Source organism: Clostridium sp., assembly GCF_016650035.1.
Taxonomy (GTDB): Bacteria; Bacillota; Clostridia; order Clostridiales; family Clostridiaceae; genus Clostridium_AD.
This window is the reverse complement of sequence record NZ_JAENWM010000013.1, coordinates 26,152-46,277: the sequence shown is the minus strand read 5'-3', so window position 1 is coordinate 46,277 and position 20,126 is coordinate 26,152. Positions and strand designations below refer to the sequence as shown.

Genomic DNA, 20,126 nt, shown 5'->3' with positions numbered 1-20,126 from the left:
ATCATCTTATTCATTAAAATGCCGCCTTAATGTGAACTCGAAAAATATTTGTCCTTTATAACCATTAAAATAAATTTAGGTATAGATGATAGTCTTTTAATTCTAAATGGTTCTTTAGCAACTCTATATAACCATTCCATCCCTATATTTATCATCCATTTTGGTGCACGTTTAAGATTACCAGCTATAATATCAAAACTACCTCCAACCCCCATAAATACACTACAAGGAAGTCTGTCCATATATTTAGCTATAAATATTTCTTGTCTAGGACATCCCATTGCAACAAATAGCACTTTTGGGTTAACATTTTCTATTTCCTTTAATATTTCTTCACAATTATCAATTTCGAAATATCCATCATGGCTACCTAAAATATCTAATTTTCGATATTTAGTTCGTAAATTAATATTACACATATCCACAGTTTCTTTTGTAGCTCCTAACAAATATATTCCTTGGTTTTCTTTTTCACACTTTTTTACTATACGTTCCATGAGTTCTACACCAGCTATCTTTTCTTGCACCGGCTTACCTACAATTTTTGAACATATTACTGTACTGATTCCGTCTGGAATGATGATTGAATTTTTACTAGTTAAATTATCTAACAATACATTATTTTGAAGTCCATTCAGAAGCACTTCTGGATTTCCTGAGACAATATGTACTTTTTCAAAATCACCTATAGTTTTAAGTAATTCTTCCATATTATTATCGAAAATTTGATACTGAAAAATTTTTGTCGTCATAAAACCCCTCCACGTAAACTACTTTATGCAGCTATTCCTATAAAATCAAACATTCTGATGGTTTAATAATGCTTCTGCAGTAGCTAATAAAAACCAAAAATAAGTTGTTGCTTTAGGAACAAAAAATAAATTATCTGATAAATTCATAAATAGAAAAGCAACCATACTGGCCATTACGCCCATATAAAATGGTTTATGAAACTTATCTTCCGTTGTTCTATAAAATTTTCTAATTCTAAAAAGTGCCGTTATCACTACTCCTAAGAAAGAACCTATTCCAATTATGCCGAGTTCACTTTGTACTTTTAAATATGAATTATGGGTAGGAAAATTTCGATATGAAAAATACCTAAGATCCTTATACTTAAATATATATTCATTATATCTCGCAACGTAATTTCCATTACCAACACCTAAAATCGGATGTTCCTTTATCATCATTAAAGCTGTTTTCCAAAGCTTAATTCTTATTACGTTTCCAGACATATTAGTAATACTTTTAATTCTTTGAAAAACAGAAGGAATAAAGCAAATTAAAACACCAAAGCCGCCAAGGGCAAAAATCAATTTATAGCTATAAATTACCGTAAGTACTAATAATCCGAGTACAAAGCCTAATAATGCATTTCTGGAATATGTCATAAGTAAATTAGTAAGTATTAATGCTGAAAGTAATATATATATTATTTTCCTATATTTATTTTTTTCATAAAAACCTAACATAATTACAGGAAATATTATTAATATTAAATAAGCACCATAAGAATTAGGGTTATATAGTGTAGCAGCTATCTTTACGTTTTTACCAGTTTCATAGATTACTAAAAACTGTCCCTCCAATGCAAACCCTGTAAAATATTGCATAATTCCTACAGAGCACAAAACAAAAGAAGTTACTATATAACATTTAAGCAAAATGTTTATTTGCTTCTTATTATTAAGTTCATATTTTATAATAAAATACATAAATATATAAGTTGCAAATCTTACACTTTCAGTTAATGCTAATTTTTTATTGAATGCATAAATAGCAGATGCAAACATTATAGCAAGTAATATCACCATAAATATACTCATTTTTTCTGTGAAGAAATCAATAATACCCACAACAAAATTTTCTCTGACTTTTTTAGACATTACTAAATTAATTAAATATGCAAGAATAACTAATGCTAAAATTAAATCAGTATATGGTATTCCTTTTAATTTTATTGATTGTGGAACTAAAGGCAATAAAGTAATATAAACACATGTTACTAAAAATAATATCCTCCGATAAAAATTCACACACACACCTCCAATATTTTTTCTTCTATATCTCAGCATATATTATTATATCCTAAATCTTGATATTTGTATAATTTAAAGATGCTCAACAATTAATAATTGTTAAGCATCTTTATCTATCATAGCAATTCTAATCTTGATTTTTATTGCATTTGTTATAAATTTCTTTAAACTTATCATTATCCTTAATAGTTAAAAGATACTTCATAAAAGTTTCCTTTAGGTCATCCCTTTTAAGTGCATATTCCACAGTTGCTTCTAAAAAGCCTTCTTTATCTCCTGCATCATATCTTCTACCCTCAAAATTATAAGCGTACATATCTTCTTCTGATATTAAAGTCTTTAAAGCATCCGTAAGTTGTATTTCTCCACCCTTACCAGGCTTTGTATTTGCTAAAATATTGAATATCCTAGGTGTTATGATATATCTCCCTAAAATAGCTATATTCGATGGTGCTTCACTCTCCTTGGGCTTTTCGATAACATCATTAACTTTATAAACTCTATCCGCTATAAGTGTTCCATCTACTATACCGTATTTAGAAACCTGGTTTAATGGTACCTTTTGAACTCCTAAAACTGAAGTTTTATGTTCTTCATAACAATTCATAAGTTGTTTTAGGCAAGGCACTTCACTATCTACTACGTCGTCACCCAACATTACAGCAAAAGGTTCATTGCCAACAAAAGTTTTAGCACAGTTTATAGCATGGCCAAGTCCTTTAGGTTCTTTCTGCCTTATGTAATAGATATTTGCCATATTAGATATATCTCTAACCATTTTTAAGACTTCGTCTTTACCAGTTTGCTCTAATTGTAATTCAAGTTCAATGGACTTATCAAAATGGTCTTCTATTGCTCTTTTATTTCTTCCTGTGATAATTAATATTTCCTCAATTCCAGATGCAACCGCTTCTTCTATAATATACTGTATTGTTGGTTTATCCACAATTGGTAACATCTCTTTAGGTTGAGACTTTGTAGCCGGTAAAAATCTTGTACCAAGTCCTGCTGCTGGTATTATAGCTTTTTTAACTCTCATATTTATTCTCCCCTCAAATAGCATAATTCTAGATTAAATCATCATCTGCGATGCTGCAATATTAACGACTTCAGAAGGAGATTTAGACTTCCACTGAAGTTTTTTATTTATTATAGCATGTAACTCCCACTTATAGAAGTTGAAGACTTTCCTTCTGAAATGTCATTAAACTTATTTAAAAATATTGAAAAATGAAAATTTCCCTTTTTTAAGGTTTAATTCTAAAAAATCAATCAATGCAATATTATTAATAATATTAGTTTCATTTTGCAAAATCCAGTGATGCAAAGCTTCATTACTTTTCTTTATTATTTCGTAACCATCCTTTAGTGTTGTCTTTCTGCTTGTAATATTATGTCCATCACTACCCAAAATATGTATCATATTCCCTTTTACAAAGTCTTGCGCTGTCTTTTTAATTTCTTTACCATAATCGCCTAATAAACTTCCAACATTTGTTTGCATAAGCACACCTTGTTTTATCAAATTAATAGCCAAATCATGATTTTGCATAATTTTATGATTTCTCTCTGGATGAGCTAAAATAGGTTTAGCTCCAAGTAACATTAATTCATAAAATATATCTTCAGTATACATAGGAAATTGCCCCATAGGAAGTTCAATTAATAAATACTCAGAACCATTAATTCCCCAAATTTTTTTTTCTTTATAGAGTTTTGGTAAACTTGGGTGCATATAAATTTCTAGGCCAGATAAAATTTTTATACTAAATTTTTTTTCTCTTGATGCTAAAATTAACTCATCTAGTTTTTCAGTATATTTTTCACTGCTAATTTCAAATTCTTCAGTTATAAAATGAGGAGTAGCACAAATATATTCTACACCTTCACTCTCTGCATTTCTTAACATCTGAAGAGACATGTCCAAGGTTTTTGCGCCATCATCAATTCCATTAATTATATGGCTGTGAAAATCTATCATAAACTTACACCTTCTAAACTTTTATTCTTCATTTTCATAACAGCAAAGTATTCTATAAGCTACATTATTTATGCTCCGTCAATATATTTTCTAACTTAAGTACTATTTCATCCTCTGGATCTATTTTTCTAGCTATGTCTAAATGCAACCTTGCATCATCAAAATTTTTAGTGTTTATATAACACATAACAAGGTTTGTACATATCTCTATAGATTTTGTAACCTGGAATGCTTTTCTAAAGTACTTAATAGCCATCTCGTGGTTTTCAAGAAGAGCATAATTAATACCAAATTCATTTACTACCTCAATTAAATCTGTATCAATTGCCTCCGCTTCGTTTAAATAATATATAGCCTTTTCATAATTTTGAAGTAGCCGATAAGCTATAGCGCTGTGGTAATATATATCTGGTTTATCTCCTAATTGATCCATTAACGGGATCAAAATTCGGAGTGCTTCTGTAGGATTACTTGGAACCAATTCTTTTGCCCTTTCATAATTTGTTATAGTTTCCAAAGTGTTTTTAAGTTGCATAATTTCTACTGATTGTTCGCCGCCATTTGTAAAATAATTATTTAAAGCTATTAATGCTAAGTCATATTTACTCTCATCATTACGAACTAAAGCTTCATATAAATAAGGGGTACTATAATCGGTTATTTTTTTAGCTTTTTCTACAAGCCCTAGTTGTTCATCCTTGAACATAATATTAGTAGATCTTAATTTATCTACTACAAGAAATATTTTGTCATAATTCTCTTTATTATCTTCAATAGCTAATAGTCCTTTTAATATAATATAGGCTTCTTCATAATTTTCATTTTTAATTTCTTTAAAGATAACACCCTTAATAAACCCTATTGAGTTTGATGTAGTATTTATAATTTTTTTATATTCCTCATTATATCTAAAGTATTCATCTGCTCCTAAAACATAGAACATTCCTTCAATAAATAAATTAACTGGTATATTATCAAAGTCTTCCTTTTGCTTAACCTTTTGAATTACTTCATTAGTTCGCACAGGAAAATATATGTCCTCCAAAATTACATAATCATTAATTTTGCTATTTCTTTTAATTTCTAAAAAAAGAAGTTCTGATAATTTCTCTGAAAAATATGTTTTAATATCCATGCTTACCCCTTCCTACTAATCTTAAATGTATATATATTTAGTCTACTATTAATCATAGTATACTAAATATAATTTGTAAACCATACAAAGTTTTAGTCCTAAAGATTATAATTTAATACTATTTTTAATTTATGCATGCTGCATCCATTATTAACATAACATTTTCTTTTAACTCAATTTTTTTTTGAGATGCATCTTCAAGTGAATTACCTCTAACCGATAAATAAATTTTCATTTTTGGTTCAGTTCCAGAAGGTCTAACCACAAACCAAGAACCATCCTCTAAAACAAACTTTAGTACATTTGATTTTGGTAGTTCCATTGATTTTTTCTTATTATTTATTAAATCCTCTTCTAGTCCAATTTTATAATCCATTTTTTTAATAATTTTTTTATTTCCTATTAGTCCTTTAAGTGAACACCTTAAACCTTCTAATATATTAGCTATTTTTTCAGCACCATCTTTTCCTTTAAGTTCTATGGAAACTAGAGATTCTTTATAATAACCATGTTCTTTATAAACATTCATTAATGCATCATAAAGACTCATTCCTTTATTTTTATAATAAAGTGTCATTTCGCAAATTAGCATTGCTGCTATAACTGCATCTTTATCCCTTACAAAATTTCCTGCTAAATAACCAAAGCTTTCTTCAAAACCAAATACAAATTCTTTTTTACCATCCTGTTCAAATTCCTTGATTTTTTCTCCAATATATTTAAATCCAGTAAGTACATCTAACACTTCAACATTATATTTTTTTGCAATACCTTCTACCATATCTGTAGTGACAATGGTTTTAATTACTACAGCATTTTTAGAAAGTCCCCTCGTCTCATTTAATGAACTCAAGATATAATTACACAACAAAACACCTGTCTGGTTTCCTGTAAGAACCTTATACTCTCCTTCTTTGTCTTTGACTACTACTCCAATCCTATCACAGTCTGGGTCTGTACCAAAAATAATGTCTGGGTTAATATTTTTTGCCATTTCAAGTGCCAACGCAAACACCTTTGGGTCTTCTGGATTAGGGTATGGAGCTGTTGGAAAGTTTCCATCTGGCTTTTCCTGTTCCTTTACAACAAATACATTGTCATATCCTAGTTCACGTAATACTCTTCTCACAGGTATATTTCCAGAACCATGAATAGGCGTATAAATTATTTTTAAATCCTTGGCCTTTTCCTGAACTAACTCTTTTCTCAAAGTTAACCTTTTAGTCTTGTCCATATATGATAAATAAATGTTTTCTCCAATGATTTTTAGCATTCCATCTTTTTTTGCTTTAGAAAGCTCCATAGTTTTCACTTTAGAAAAATCCAGTATGTTCCCTGCACAGGTAATAATTTCTTTTGCAGCTTCATCAGTAACCTGTCCACCATCTTCACTATAGACCTTATATCCATTATACTGCTTGGGATTATGTGATGCAGTAATAACAATACCTGCTTTACTCTTTAGCTCACGAACAGCATAAGACAAAACTGGGGTTGGTGCTAATTCTTCGAACAAATTAACAGTAATCCCATTGCCGCAAAGAGTTTCTGCAGTAGCCTCTGCAAATTCCTTCGACATATTTCTTGAATCATATGCTATACTAACTGAGATAGCTTCCTTATATTTAGAATTTAAATAGTCTGCTAACCCTTGCGTAGCTTTACCTATAGTATGTATATTCATTCTGTTTGTTCCAGCACCAATCACACCTCTTAGTCCACCTGTACCAAACTCTAAATCCTTATAAAATCTATCTTCAATTTCTTTTTCATCTGTTAACTGCATAAGTTCGCGCTTTAATTCCAAATTTATTGAATTAGAATTAATCCAACTTTTATATTTCTCTTTATATGACATAAATATGCATATCCCCCTTGCGATTGTCTTTAATCTACCTTTAGTCTATCATATTATACTATCAACCCAATACAAATAAAAGACATTTTTGTTTGTATTCCATTATAGTTTCCAAATTTATCAATATACAATTGCAAATTTCAAATTATTATTGCAATTGTATATCTTATACTCTATAATTATTAATTGGTTGAATGAATATAATCTAAGTAACTTATTTAATAATAAGACATCTAAAAAGAATATACTTGCGTACCGCATAATTTTTTTTAAAAAATACCACAATATAAATTCTTTTGAAAGGGGTGTATAAATTGTATAGATTAAATCAAAATGAGACTCCGTTATTTGATGTTTTAATGGAATATGTAGATAGAGAAACCTTGCCTCTTCACGTACCAGGGCATAAAAAAGGAATAGGCGCTGATGAACAATTTAGAAATTTTATGGGAGAAAACCCTTTTAAAATTGATGTTACAGTTTTCAAACTTGTTGATAGTTTTCATCACCCAACTGGCGCTATCAAAAAAGCACAAGAATTAGCAGCAGATGCTTATGGTGCTGATGCATCATTTTTCTCAGTTCATGGAACTTCTGGTGCTATTCAAGCTATGATTATGTCTGTAGTTGGTACTGGCGATAAAATTATTGTACCAAGAAATGTTCATAAATCAATAACCGGTGGTATTATATTATCCGGTGCTACCCCAGTTTATATGCAACCTGAATTAGATAAAAAAATCGGTGTTGCTCATGGAGTATCCCCCGAAGTAGTTGAAGCATCCTTAAAGGAAAATCCCGATGCAAAAGCTGTACTTATAATTAACCCTACATATTACGGGGTTTCTACTGATATTAAGAAAATTGCAGATCTTGTCCATGAATACGATATTCCTTTTATAGTTGATGAAGCTCATGGACCTCACCTTAATTTTAATGATAGACTACCAATGTCTGCAATGGAAGCAGGTGCAGATATCTGTTGTCAAAGCACTCATAAAATTATAGGTGCATTAACTCAAGGGTCTATGCTACATGTTAATTCAAGGCGTATTAACCCTGCTAGAGTTAAGCAACTAATAAACCTAATGCACACAACGTCACCTTCCTACATATTAATGGCATCACTAGATTGCGCAAGACGACAAATTGCATTAAAAGGCACAGAGCTTTTAGAAAGAACTATTGATTTATCTAATTATGTGAGAAGTGAAGTAAATAAAATCCCCGGGTTTTATTGTTTTGGCGAAGAGGTTTTAGATGGTTTTGGTGCTTACGCTTTTGATCCAACTAAAATCACAATAACTTGTAGAGATTTAGGTATAACAGGTTATGACTTAGATATGATTCTTTCAAACAAATATCATATACAAATGGAGTTATCTGATCTTTATAACATATTAGCAGTAGGTTCTTATGGAGATACAGAAGAGGGTATGGAGCAATTACTTAAGGCTTTAAGAGAAATAAGTAATGATTACTATGGCAAAGGTATGAAAAAAGCTGATTTTATTGATATACCTAGTATTCCAGAACAAGTTCAAATTCCTCGTGAAGCTTTCAACAGTATAAATACTGCTGTAGAAATTAAAAAGAGTGTTGGTATGATTAGCGGAGAATTCTTAATGGCATATCCACCTGGTATTCCAATACTTTGCCCAGGTGAGAGAATAACTCAAGAAATTATAGATTATGTTGAAAAATTAAAAGCAACTGGATTATATGTTCAAGGAACTGAAGACCCTGAAGTTGAATATATAAAAGTTGTTAGGGAAGAAGACGCAATTTATATAACTGTTGAATAGAAGTAAAAAGAACTCCTAAGAAATTAGGAGTTCTTTTTACTTCTATTTAAGTTTACTCTATAATCATTATAAAATTTAATAATTTTTAAACTACTACCGCTCCAAGAGCTATAGAATATAATTTTGATTTTGCACTATCAGCCCTAGAAACCAATACTACCGGACATTTTGCTCCTACTATAATCCCCGCACTGCAGGCTTTGGCAAAGTACGTAAGCGATTTCCCTAAAAAATTTCCAGCCTCTATATTTGGTACAAGCAATATATCACTATCACCAGCTACATCACTTATAATCCCTTTATGCTCAGCAGCCTCCTTTGAAATAGCATTATCTAGTCCAAGTGGTCCGTCTATTATACATCCCTTTATTTGTCCTCTTTTATTCATTTGTGTTAGTACTGCAGCGTCTACCGTTGCTTGCATTGAAATACTTACAACTTCCACAGCACAAATTGGAGCAACCTTCGGAACATTTATTTGCAGTGCATGTGCTACTACTACTGCATTATTAATTATCTCAATTTTTTCTTTAAGTTCAGGGTACGTAACCATTCCTCCATCAGTTAAAAATAATAATTTATGGTAAGTAGGTACATCGTAAATCATTACGTGTGATAGGAGTCCTTTGCCCCTTAATCCAGCTTCTTTACTGAGAACTGCCTTTAACAAATCAGAAGTACCAAGCATCCCTTTCATAATGAAATGAGCCTCTCCATTAGATACCAGTTCTACTGCCTTTGCTGCTGCCGCTAGTATGTTTTCCTCATTTATGATCCTAATGTTTTGAAGAGATAAATTTTCATCAAGTGCAATTTCTACTATTTTCTTCTCATCACCAACTAATATTGCATCAATAATTTGTAGTTTAACTGCTTCTACTACCGCCTTTAAAACAACACTATCTTGTGCTACTGCTACTGCTAATGTTTTTTTATCTTTTTTAGTGGCAAGTTCTATTAATTCATCAAGTCTTTTAACCATAATCTAACTCCCTTTCTATTATCATATATTAAGTTCATATTTTTTTAATCTTCTGATTTCAGTATAATACATGAATTTTTTTTGTCAATTCAACCTGCTAAAGCGACTATAGTGATTACTCCAGCTTCCTTTCATCATTCCTAGCTTTCAATCAATACACTACAAAAAACACCAAAAACCTTATTACAAAGTTTTTGGTGTCTTTTTAAATTATCGAACCTATATTTTCAACTTGTTAAATTCCAACAACACTCCACGTAGGTGGTGCTTAAACTCCTGATTGTAAAAGTGAAGGACCCTCTTCTGAAATCTCATTAAATATTATTGATTTTAATGGTGTTATGGTAGATATAGCATGCTTGTATATCATCATTTGTTTTCCATCGCAGTTTAATACTACTGTGAAGCTATCAAATCCTGTTACATTACCCTTTAACTGAAAACCATTTGTCAAATATAAAATAATTGGTATTTTATTTTTCCTTGCACCATTCAAAATTATATCTTGTAAATTGTTAGTAGATTTATTCATAATGCACCTCCATAAGACCTATTATTAGAATATTCTATAAATATCTTTAAAATCCTTTTAATATATGAAAATACTGTAATTTATAATTTTTTCATAGAAGATAGCAGGTCTACAATATATTCTACAATTTCATCATCATCTTTAAAATCATCTTTATTAATCCGATTTACCCTTGGGTCTTTTCTAAACCAAGTAAGTTGCCTTTTAGCATAATTTCTGCTACCTTTTTTAATCATTTCTATAGCTTCAACTAATGATATTTTATTGTTTAAATAGTATAATATCTCCTTATATCCTATGCCCTTCATTGATTGCATATCAGAATTATAGCCCATTTCTTTTAATTTTATCACTTCATGGATCAAATTATTATTCATCATTATATCTACGCGAAGATTTATTCTATTATATAATTTTTGTCGTTCCATATTTAACACAAAATAATGTACGTTATAAGGAATATCTAAGGTGTCTTGCTCTGCAGAAAATTCACTCATGGGTTTACCACTTACTTTATATACCTCTAAAGCTCTAATAACTCTTTTTAAATCATTAGGGTATAGTTTGTTGTAAGAATGAGTGTCAATGCCTTTAAGTAAGCTATGTACATATTCATTACCTTTAGTTTCTGCAAGTTTCGTAAGATACTCTCTGTACTCTTCATCCTTATTGGTGTCCGCAAAACTATAATTATATATTAGTGAATTTATGTAGAATCCAGTTCCTCCAACTAACATTGGGAGCTTGTTTTTACTTGATATGTTTTCAATAGCACTTTCAGCTCTTTCTTTAAATTCTGCCACACTAAAGTCAACACTTGGATATATTATATCTACTAGATGATGGGGGACTCCCTGCATCTCCTCTTTTGTAATCTTAGCTGAGCCAACATCCATGCCCTTGTATATTTGCATTGAATCAGCTGATATAATTTCTCCATTTAGCCTCTGCGCAAGTTTAATAGAAATTTCTGTTTTGCCTACGGCTGTGGGGCCTGCTAAAATAAATAGGTCTTTCATATTTTCACCTTTTTCTATTGTATTCTTTTAAATCTTTTTTCTAATTCATTAAGTGTCATCTTTATTATTGTAGGTCTACCATGAGGGCAAGTAAAAGGCTCCTCAATATATCTTAAATCACTAATCAATTTATTCATTTCGGGTTCAGATAACTGATTATTTGCTTTTACAGCAGCTTTACAGGCAATGGATGCTATCTTATTATATTTAATTTCTGCAGTTCCACCTGTACCCATATTTTTTAAATTATCTAATATGTCATTAAAGAGATATTTAATGTCTGGTTTACCAAGTATTATAGGAACTTCCCTTATACTTATTGTATTTTCACCAAATTCTATAATATCAAACCCCGTATTTTTGAAAACCGCCTCATTTTCAATATAGTATGCATAGTCCTCATGTTTAAGCTCTATTACTAGTGGTATAAGTAAGATCTGGGATAATACCTCTGCGTTTATAATATCTCTTTTATATTTCTCGAATATCACTTTTTCATGTGCTGCATGTTGGTCAATTAAATAAAGCTCATTATAGGCCTCACCTATGATATATGTTTTATTAAATTGACCTATAAGCCTAAGCTCTGGAAACTTTGAAATCTTGGATATTTCATTTAATGATGTAACTTTATCATAATTAATATCATAACTTTCTTTAACATTTTCAGTTACATTGTCATTTGGTAATATATTAGTAGTTTCATTGTAACCATCTCTTTCATTTTCAACTTCTTTATAATTAAAATCTATGGGTATTTGAACTCTCTTTTCTAGTTCTTCTTTATCTTTTTCATCTATAACCATTCTGTTAAAACCATAAATTTCACTTCTTAGTGTTTTTTCTCTAGTTTCTTCTGCCCTATCATTTTCATTATTCTCTTCTGGTATATTAAAATTGCCTCTTAAACTATCAGCAATTGCAGTATGTACTGCATCAAAAACTAGCTTGAATACTAATTTATCTTGCTGAAATTTAATTTCAGTCTTTTGTGGATGAACATTTATATCTATATACTCAGGAAAAATGTCTAGAAATATAACAAAGAAAGGGAATTTGTGAACAGTTAAAAATGATTTAAATGCATTTTCAACTGCTGCAGTAATTAGAGCACTTTTAATATATCTTTTATTAACAAAAATACTTTGCCTGTTTCTGCTTCCTCTACTTATTTCTGCATTACCAATAAATCCATGAACAGACATTATATCGTTGTAATTCTCAAAACTTGTAATGTTATCTACAACCTCTTTACCATAAATATATCTAATAGTATCGCATTTATTTGTAGAGCTATAGGTTGCCAAAACCTTTTTATCATTATTTAATAATTTAAAAGAAATTTCATTATTAGCCAGTGCTAGTCTACTTATAATATCTGATATTAGTGCAGCCTCTCTTTGAGGAGTTTTTAAAAATTTTTGTCTTGCAGGCACATTAAAAAAAAGATCCACAACTTCTATTGTTGTACCAACATTACATCCTATATCTTTAACATAGAGTATATCCCCTGAGGATTGGGATATCTCTTTACCAAAGGAGGATTCACTTGTTCTACTGCTAAGCGTAGTTTTAGATACTGAAGCAATACTAGGAAGCGCTTCTCCTCTAAATCCTAATGTGTGTATTTTATAAATATCTTCAACATTTTTTATTTTACTCGTAGCATGAGGCATAAAAGCTTTTTCTATATCATCTAAATGTATTCCATCACCGTCATCAATTACCTTAATGCTTTTTTGACCACCTTCAGAAATCTCTATTATAATATTTTTAGAACCAGCATCTATGCTGTTTTCTACTAATTCCTTTACAACTGAAGAAGGCCTTTCTACTACCTCGCCTGCAGCAATTTTATTGGAAGTTTCAACTTCTAATATATTAATTCTCACGACAAGTCACATCCTTTGCCATTTTTATAGAAGCTTTGCTTTTTTAACTAACTCATATAGCTTGTTAAACCCGTCCATAGGGGTTAAATTAAGTACATCTATATTTTTGATTTCCTTTAGCATATTATTCACTTCTATGTCTGTAAAACTAATTTGAGTTACTTCATCTTCCGCCACTCTATTCTCACTTGTTATAGCCACTTCAGCCTTTGTATAATTAACCGACTTCTCGCTCAATAAGTCAAGTTCAGTGGTATTATTAAAAGTCTCTAGTTCCTCTAATATTTCATTTGCCCTGTTTATTACATCCTTTGGTAGTCCTGCCAGCTTTGCAACTTCTATTCCATAGGATTTATCTGCTCCACCAGGTACAATTTTTCTTAGGAATACTATTTCATTATCAATTTTCTTAACGTCTACAGAATAGTTTTTAACACCTTTAATTATACCCTCAAGTTTTGTTAACTCATGATAATGGGTAGCAAATAAGGTTTTACTCCTTAAATTAGAATTCTTACAAATATACTCAATTACAGACCAAGCAATACTTAGTCCATCGTATGTACTAGTACCTCTGCCTACCTCATCAAGTAAAACTAGACTTTTATTTGTTGCATTCTCTAATATATTGGACACTTCCCACATCTCTACCATAAAGGTACTTTTGCCAGCAGCAAGATCATCTGACGCACCTATTCTTGTAAATATCTTATCACATATAGATATATCTGCAGAAGCACTTGGAACAAAACTTCCTATTTGAGCCATAATAGTTATTAGTGCAACTTGACGCATATAGGTGGATTTACCCGCCATATTAGGTCCTGTTATTAATAATAATTGATTATCTACAGTATCCATGTATGTGTCATTTTCAATGAAAGTATTTGTAGGCATCATTTTCTCAACTACAGGATGTCTCCCCCCTTTAATATTAAATTTGCCTTTTGTATTTATTTTAGGCTTAATATAATTATTTTCAAGAGCGATAGTACTTAAAGAGCTTAAACAATCTATTTCTGATATTTGCTTTGCAGTAGCTTTCATTCTTTCTATGTGCTTTTCAACGTCTTCTCGTATACCAGTAAATATATTGTATTCAATTTGAACTAATTTTTCTTGTGCACCTAAAATCTTTTCTTCCATGTCCTTTAGTTCAGGAGTAATATAACGCTCCGCATTAGACAGTGTTTGTTTTCTTATATAGCGTCCCTCAGGAATTGCTGCAATATTTGATTTTGTAATTTCAATATAATAACCAAATACTCTGTTATATCCTATTTTTAAGGATTTAATTCCAGTTGCTATTTTCTCATCATTTTCTAAGGTAGCAATCCACTGCTTACCGCTCGTCTTAGCAAGTCTTAGTTCATCTATTTCTCTATTAAAGCCGTCTTTAATTATATTTCCGTCTTTTATTGAAATAGCTGGACTTTCAATAATTGACTTATCTAAGATATCATATATATCTTGCAAATCGTCTAAACCACTATATATTTTTTTCATAAGTTTGCTATTTAATAGAGCTAAAATGGATTTAACCTTTGGTATTTTCTCTATAGAATTTTTAAGAGATATCATTTCCTTCGCATTAACATTTTTGGATGATATTTTCCCTACAAGTCTTTCTACATCATAAATATCCACTAGCACATCTTTTAGATCTTCGTGAAAGGAAACATTATCTTTAAGTTCCTCTACAGCCTCTAATCTTTCTTCTATGGACTTCTTATTTATTAGTGGTTGATCTAACCATTTGCGAAGCCTTCTTGCTCCCATAGCAGTATTGGTTCTATCTAATACCCAAAGCAGTGATCCTTTTTTTGTTTTATCTCTTAAAGTTTCCGTTAGCTCTAAGTTTCTCCTAGAATTTTCATCTAAACACACATAATCTAAAATGTCATAATACTCTATAGTGTCTATGTGAGACAGTGAGTTCTTTTGTGTATCTATAATATACGTTAAGAGTCCTGAAATACTAATAAGTAACGTTTCAGATAGTGTATCCTCACAAAAATCATGAAATTGATTTTTTATTAGTGTATAGTCCTCTGTAATAAAATAATTATTTGGGAAAGATGAATAGGACACATTAAATTTTTCTTTTAATGATAAAAGTATCTCCTCTGTAACATCTTCTGATACTATAATTTCTTTTGGGTTGAACTTTGAAATTTCATCTAATATGGTAACAAGACTGAATTTAGTATCAGTACAACTGAATTCACCAGTTGATACATCACAAAAACAAAGACCACAAAAATTAGTCTTTTTGTCAACATAAATACTCATAATATAATTGTTTTTACTCTCTTCTAAAAAATTAGAATCAGTGTAAGTTCCTGGGGTAACTATTTTAATAATAGCTCTTTTAACTATTCCCTTTGCTAGTGTCGGATCTTCCACTTGCTCACATATAGCCACCTTAAATCCTTTATCAATTAATCTTCCTATATATGTATTTGCAGCATGATATGGAATTCCACACATAGGTGCTCTTTTTTCTAGTCCACAATCACGGCCTGTAAGCACAAGCTCTAATTCTTTTGCTGCAAGCTCTGCATCTGTAAAGAACATTTCATAAAAATCACCTAATCTAAAAAACAAAATGCAATCCTTACATGTATCTTTTATTTCAAAATATTGTACCATCATTGGAGTTAATGCCACTTGTATTGCCTCCTTGTCTTGATTAAAAATAGATAGCTTTTATATTTCTTCACCAATAAGTGAAAAAGAATGTGCCTTCGTTATTTGAACTGATACCAAACCTCCAATGGTTCTATAATTACCTTCAAAGTTCACTAATTTTCCAGTTCTAGTTCTTCCAGTTAATTTACTTTCATCATTTTTGCTATAGCCTTCAACAAGCACTTCTACTATTTTACCTTCATATTGTGTGTTTTTTTCTGCAGAAGTTCTATTAACAACTTCCATTAATCTATTAAATCTTGCATGCTTAACGTTATCTGGTATTTGGTCTAGCATTTCATCTGCTGGTGTTCCTTTTCTTTTAGAATAAAGATACATATATGCTGAATCAAATTTTACCTCTTCCATCAAACTTAAGGTCTCTTCAAAATCATCATCTGTTTCTCCTGGAAAACCAACTATAATATCTGTACTTAATCCTACATTTGGCATTGCACTTTTAATGTTTTTAACAAGATTCAAATATTGTTGCCTATCATAATGTCTATTCATTTTTTTCAGAAGAATACTTGAACCAGATTGTGCTGGCAAATGAACTTGTTCACAGATTTTGTCCGCTTTAGAAATAACTTCTATTACCTCTTGAGACAAATCCTTTGGATGAGATGTCATAAATCTTACTCTATCTAAATTCTCAATTTTGTTAATTCTTCTAAGAAGTTCTGCAAAATTTATTTCAGGTTCCAGTCCCGTGCCGTAAGAGTTAACATTTTGACCAAGCACAGTTATTTCTTTGTAACCTTGCTTAACCATATCTTTTATTTCATTTATAATATCTTCCGGTTTTCTACTTCTCTCTCTTCCTCTTACATAAGGTACTATACAATAAGTGCAAAAATTATTGCAACCATACATAATAGTAACAAAGCCTTTTATCTTACTTTGTCTATCTATTGGGATTCCTTCTATGATATTTTCTTCTTTATCCCAAATTTCAACAATAGCAGGTTCCCCACCTTGTATTCTTTTTAGGTATTCTGGAAATTTATATGCATTATGTGTTCCAATGATAATATCTACGAATGGAAATTTAGTTATTATATGTTTAGCCATACCCTCTTGTTGCATCATGCATCCAGTCACCGCTATTATGAGGTTCGGATTTTGCTGTTTCATAGTCTTTAATGCCCCTATATTCCCATCAACCTTTTGCTCTGCATTCTCTCTAACACAACAAGTATTGAATATAATTATGTCAGCCTCTTCCTTAGCAACGGCTTTTTTATATCCCATAGGTTTTAGCATACCGGATAGTTTTTCAGAGTCCTCTTCATTCATTTGACAACCCCATGTTTTTGTATAATATTTAAGCATTTCATTCATTAGTACATTTCTCCTTCATAAAAAAAATATTACTGCCTTCTATTATATATAATGTGCAACTTTTTTTAAAGTTATTTTTACTAATCGAATATATTTAATCATTTTATTTAGGGATGTGAAAATAAAATTAGGGGAGTAGTGTTACAAATGACAACACAAAAGCAAACCGCCGGCTAGCCGGCGGTCATGATTCAAAATTGGACTGTATGTTCTCTTTCCTATCTTTTTGCTTCAAACTTTCTTAAAAGTTCAACAAATAATTCAGGAACCTTTGCCATATTTTCAGGAGTTTCTACGAATGAAATTCTAAATTGTGTGTTTCCAGGATTTTTCTCACCTTCATTAATATTATAGAATCCCTTCATCGGTGCTGCCAGAAGGGTTGTTTCAACCCCGCCTATGTTAACAGATCCTTCCTGTGCACAGTACAAAACAAAGTCTGTTCCATTAAATCCAGGTTTTACTACATTTCTAACATCAATTATTAAGTATATGGATGCGTCAGGACTGGAAACAATTAAACCTGGCTCCTGCTCCCTCAGACCATTATATACATTGAATATTAATTCTTTGTAGTATTCTCGAATATTCTTGCACCACCCGTCAATTTGTTCCTTGCTTTCATGCGCTAATGCGCCGAATATATACTGGCCAATTACATTAGCGCAAAGGTTTGCAGTATATTCAGCTATAGAACGGTTGTTGAACTGCGCATTGTCCGTAATCAAAGCACCAATTCTTAAACCGCAAGCATTCCATACCTTTGATGCAGTCTCTATACTTATTCTTCTGCCTTCTATACCAGGTACATCTGCGTCAGTGATTCCCCAGATGCTCACAAGTTCGCTACCTTCTTCATAGAAGAGTTCACGATAAGCTTCATCGCTGATCATCCACATGTTGTATTTCACGCACAATTTAGCTAATTCTTTAAGCGTTTTGTAATCGTAGAACTGTCCTGTAGGATTGTCATAAGGTATGACAAGAAGTGCTCCAGGATTATTTATTTTAATCTCTTCTTCGAGTTTATTAATTTCTGGAAGGCTGAACTTGCCGTTTTCGTCTAAGTTACGCGTTACTGTAACCATTTTACGTCCGATTCTTTGTGCAAAAGAAATATAATTGGTATATGCCGGATCGATCATCATAAGAGGCTTGTCACTAGTACCCGCAGCTCCACAAACACCGATTAACAGCAATTCCATAGCACTAGATCCGCCATCAGTTATTTGAACGAACATTTTGCTTGTATCGAAACCTTCGCACTTAAAGATGTTTTTAAATGCATCTTGACACTCTTTTGTACCAGCAGTAGTTGAATATCTTACAACACCATTTGCAAAGGGACTTTCAGGTGCACCAAGTGCAAACATCCTTTTCTGCATAGCAGGATTTGTTGGAAGTGAAACATTGCCGATGCCTACATTAATTACAGCTTCAGGTTTAACTTTACGCTCCTCATATTTCATTTGTGCCAATCGAACTCCTGAAGGTGTCCTTGATTGGAAGTGAGCTGATAGAATTGGTTTACTCATTGTTAAAACTCCTTATCAAAAAAAATTTTAATTTACAAGATATATTCCTTTATATATCTTGTATGTTTTTTTACATACATATGTTTCAATAATATTTCTACACTCACTTTACTTTCGAAACAAGTCTTTCTCTAGAATAGAAATGTAATTTTAAAATTGAAGCATATATAATATCATTTTAACATCAATTCATGTTCATTTCACTTTTTTTTATGCAACTTTAATAAAAATTTGTTATAAATAATCGATATATGTGGTATTTCATGAGATTTCAGTTATTTGAACTAGAATGGGAATAACTGATATCTTGTTAAGATGCCCTAAGTTATCATAATTAGATATATAAATATAAAAGGAGATGGATGAATTACCATCTATCTCCTTTTATATTATAATATTTTAGTCTTTTGCCAAGTATACAATGTTCTTTTAGTATTGAATCCTTGAGAGTGATATAACTTAAGAGCACTCTCATTATTAGAATCTACCTTTAGTGAAATACTAGAAAAGTCATTATCAATAGCTAAATTAATCAAATAACTTAAAAATAACTTCCCATATCCCTCTTTTCTAAATTTTTCTACAATTCCGAAATTTACCAATATAGCCATATTGTCTTCAATTATAATTTGACCATATCCAATGGGTACATTGTTAAGTTCAATAAATATTGCCCCTTTGTCAAAATAATACTCCTGTGCTTCATCATAATAAATATCTTCTATATTTATTGGAATCCTATCATTATTTTTGAATATTTCATTTTGTAATAAACAACGCGATTTTTCATCTTTATCCTTTACTACTATGGAAAATTTAATATTATTAGACTCTACGATATTATATTGCTCTGTACACTTTTTTTCCAGTTCTACAAAGCCCTTATCCTTTTTAAATCCTAGTCTACTTAGTATTTCCATATTAATCTCATTATCTTCAGATTCGTAAGTTATTAAACTATTATTCTCAAGTGGTTTAATTAACGTTTTGTAATAATTTAAATTATTATCCCCTATTACATTTATTGAATTAATTGAACTATAGTTTTTATTATGTCTCTCGAACCATATATATCCTATATATTTATTTTCTTCTATTAGCAAATTTACATTTTTCCTTAAAAATAATTTTTGAATAACGTTACTATTATCATATTCCTGAAAAAAATCTTTGTTTGACAAACTAAAGTTACTATTAAACTTATTTATTTCCCTAAAAATATTAATGTTTTTTAAAGTTAGATTTATTGACTTATCCATTCAGCTTTACTCCATTATTTTTTATTTTTGAACAAATCTTTATTTTAAAAT

15 protein-coding genes are annotated in these 20,126 nt (G+C 30.6%); 1 reads left to right on the top strand and 14 read right to left on the bottom strand.

Annotation, left to right across the window (positions count from 1 at the left end; genetic code table 11):
* Positions 1-26 precede the first annotated feature (26 nt).
* From JJD95_RS04975 to JJD95_RS04950, 6 genes are all read right to left on the bottom strand, one after another.
* Positions 27-752 (bottom strand): WecB/TagA/CpsF family glycosyltransferase, encoded by a 726-nt coding sequence (locus tag JJD95_RS04975; protein WP_291640970.1) that lies wholly within the window; start codon positions 750-752, stop codon positions 27-29.
* 45 nt (positions 753-797) lie between these two features.
* Positions 798-2,039 carry an O-antigen ligase gene (locus JJD95_RS04970; RefSeq protein WP_291640968.1) on the bottom strand — a complete coding sequence of 414 codons (1,242 nt, stop codon included), beginning with the start codon at positions 2,037-2,039 and terminating at the stop codon, positions 798-800.
* Between the two features lie 130 nt (positions 2,040-2,169).
* Positions 2,170-3,081 carry a UTP--glucose-1-phosphate uridylyltransferase GalU gene (gene galU, locus JJD95_RS04965; RefSeq protein ID WP_291640966.1) on the bottom strand — a complete coding sequence of 304 codons (912 nt, stop codon included), beginning with the start codon at positions 3,079-3,081 and terminating at the stop codon, positions 2,170-2,172.
* A gap of 171 nt (positions 3,082-3,252) precedes the next feature.
* Positions 3,253-4,023: a CpsB/CapC family capsule biosynthesis tyrosine phosphatase gene (locus JJD95_RS04960; RefSeq protein WP_291640964.1), complete on the bottom strand. Its 771-nt coding sequence runs from the start codon at positions 4,021-4,023 to the stop codon at positions 3,253-3,255.
* 64 nt (positions 4,024-4,087) lie between these two features.
* On the bottom strand, positions 4,088-5,158 hold the full coding sequence (locus tag JJD95_RS04955; RefSeq protein ID WP_291640962.1) for a capsular biosynthesis protein: 1,071 nt from the start codon (positions 5,156-5,158) through the stop codon (positions 4,088-4,090).
* A gap of 124 nt (positions 5,159-5,282) precedes the next feature.
* Positions 5,283-7,016 (bottom strand): phospho-sugar mutase, encoded by a 1,734-nt coding sequence (locus JJD95_RS04950; RefSeq protein ID WP_291640960.1) that lies wholly within the window; start codon positions 7,014-7,016, stop codon positions 5,283-5,285.
* 314 nt (positions 7,017-7,330) lie between these two features.
* On the opposite strand from JJD95_RS04950, the gene JJD95_RS04945 reads away from it, so the two are divergent.
* Complete coding sequence (locus JJD95_RS04945) at positions 7,331-8,821, top strand: aminotransferase class I/II-fold pyridoxal phosphate-dependent enzyme (protein WP_291640958.1); 1,491 nt, start codon at positions 7,331-7,333, stop codon at positions 8,819-8,821.
* 85 nt (positions 8,822-8,906) lie between these two features.
* Here JJD95_RS04945 and JJD95_RS04940 read toward each other — a convergent pair whose 3' ends face one another.
* The 8 genes from JJD95_RS04940 to JJD95_RS04905 all read right to left on the bottom strand — a co-directional run bounded on the left by JJD95_RS04940 (position 8,907) and on the right by JJD95_RS04905 (position 20,075).
* Positions 8,907-9,803 (bottom strand): phosphate butyryltransferase, encoded by an 897-nt coding sequence (locus tag JJD95_RS04940; protein WP_291640956.1) that lies wholly within the window; start codon positions 9,801-9,803, stop codon positions 8,907-8,909.
* A gap of 268 nt (positions 9,804-10,071) precedes the next feature.
* On the bottom strand, positions 10,072-10,335 hold the full coding sequence (hfq, locus tag JJD95_RS04935; RefSeq protein ID WP_291640953.1) for an RNA chaperone Hfq: 264 nt from the start codon (positions 10,333-10,335) through the stop codon (positions 10,072-10,074).
* 80 nt (positions 10,336-10,415) lie between these two features.
* Positions 10,416-11,354 carry a tRNA (adenosine(37)-N6)-dimethylallyltransferase MiaA gene (gene miaA / locus JJD95_RS04930; protein ID WP_291640951.1) on the bottom strand — a complete coding sequence of 313 codons (939 nt, stop codon included), beginning with the start codon at positions 11,352-11,354 and terminating at the stop codon, positions 10,416-10,418.
* Positions 11,355-11,368: 14 nt separating this feature from the next.
* Complete coding sequence (gene mutL, locus JJD95_RS04925; protein WP_291640949.1) at positions 11,369-13,246, bottom strand: DNA mismatch repair endonuclease MutL; 1,878 nt, start codon at positions 13,244-13,246, stop codon at positions 11,369-11,371.
* A 24-nt stretch (positions 13,247-13,270) separates the two neighbouring features.
* Entirely contained in the window at positions 13,271-15,916 is a 2,646-nt protein-coding gene (gene mutS / locus JJD95_RS04920) for a DNA mismatch repair protein MutS (protein ID WP_291640947.1), read from the bottom strand.
* A 39-nt stretch (positions 15,917-15,955) separates the two neighbouring features.
* The gene (gene miaB / locus JJD95_RS04915) at positions 15,956-17,281 is read right to left on the bottom strand and encodes a tRNA (N6-isopentenyl adenosine(37)-C2)-methylthiotransferase MiaB (protein WP_291640945.1); all 1,326 of its coding nucleotides are present in this window, start codon (positions 17,279-17,281) and stop codon (positions 15,956-15,958) included.
* Positions 17,282-17,499: 218 nt separating this feature from the next.
* The gene (locus JJD95_RS04910; protein WP_291640943.1) at positions 17,500-18,816 is read right to left on the bottom strand and encodes an aminotransferase class I/II-fold pyridoxal phosphate-dependent enzyme; all 1,317 of its coding nucleotides are present in this window, start codon (positions 18,814-18,816) and stop codon (positions 17,500-17,502) included.
* Between the two features lie 389 nt (positions 18,817-19,205).
* Positions 19,206-20,075, bottom strand: coding sequence for a GNAT family N-acetyltransferase (locus JJD95_RS04905; RefSeq protein ID WP_291640941.1), 870 nt, complete (start codon positions 20,073-20,075; stop codon positions 19,206-19,208).
* Between the last annotated feature and the right edge of the window lie 51 nt (positions 20,076-20,126).